Raw genomic sequence first — 1,062 nt, 5'->3', positions numbered from 1 at the left:
CCGGGATTTACCACACGCTCCGCGACCCGCCCGCCGATCAACGACGCGATCCACTATCAGCCGCCGGCGTCCCCGCTCCGTCCGCGCCGTGTCATGGTTGTGTCACGGTCGCGCTGGCTTCGATCAGGTGCATCCGATGCGATTCGTGTCCGGCAGCGACGGCATCTCGCTGAACCTCGCGTACGCCGACCTCTGCTCATCAGACAAAAACTCCGCAGGCATGACCGACGACCGTAGGCACACCACCTAGCGCCCGGTAACAACCGGAAACACGCCACAAGTCCAGATCTTGAACGGAAATGATCAACCGCAGGACGACCTGCCGAAGCGTCCAGCTAAGTTACTCGCGGGTACCGCCAACGGCTGTCCGCAGGTTCCTCAACCCCGATACCGCATGGCCGTGATCGTGACGAAGTCACCGAGGGCTTGTGCGAGCACGGAGGGTGGGGCCTCACGGACGAGTTGAAGCCAGGTTCCGCTTCGTGCGGCGAGCGGTGGGATTCCTTCTCTCTTCAGCCGGGCGATGATCATCCGTGGCGTACCGCGTGGTCCCGGTCGTCTTACTGGCACCCCGTTTCCGGTGTATCTCGGTCGCCTACCTGGCGGGGCTGAGTCGGGTGACGTTCGCGTTGCTGTGGGCTTCGGCGCGGGCCTGGTGGAGTTCGATGGAGAGTTCGGCGACGATGCGGCGGAGGTGGGCGCTGATCGCTCTCTCGCGTTGAAGGTCAGCTTTGACGGAGGTGAGCACCTGATTGAGTTCCGCGCAGCGGTCGGTCAGCTCTTGCATGCTGGTAGGGGTCTTGCGTTGCATCCGTGCCTTGGCCTTGAAGCCGTCGACGAGGGCACGGTGTTCGTAGACGACATCGCGGCGAAGGCCCGATTCGGTGATGAGTTCGGTTGCGGTGAGCCTTCCGGCGTCGGAGCGGAGCGGGTTGCGGTACCTGTCAATTTGATCAAGGCAGTTGAGCTGGGCTAATTCTGTGTCGACTTCTCTGTGGCGTCCTCGTTCTGTGTTTCGGTCTTGGGCTTGTTGATCCAGGCGGGGCCCTGTCTCTTATACAC

General features: G+C 62.5%; 1 protein-coding gene. It reads left to right on the top strand.

Annotated features, from left to right (window positions below; all coding sequences use genetic code 11):
• Window positions 1–634: 634 nt before the first annotated feature.
• Complete coding sequence (locus EJK15_RS69525; protein ID WP_138720962.1) at window positions 635–976, top strand: hypothetical protein; 342 nt, start codon at window positions 635–637, stop codon at window positions 974–976.
• Window positions 977–1,062 lie beyond the last annotated feature (86 nt).

Origin of the sequence: Nonomuraea basaltis (genome assembly GCF_005893125.1) — a bacterium.
GTDB lineage: Bacteria > Actinomycetota > Actinomycetes > Streptosporangiales > Streptosporangiaceae > Nonomuraea > Nonomuraea basaltis.
Note: the sequence above shows the minus strand (reverse complement) of the source record. Positions and strands in the feature narration are given on the sequence as shown.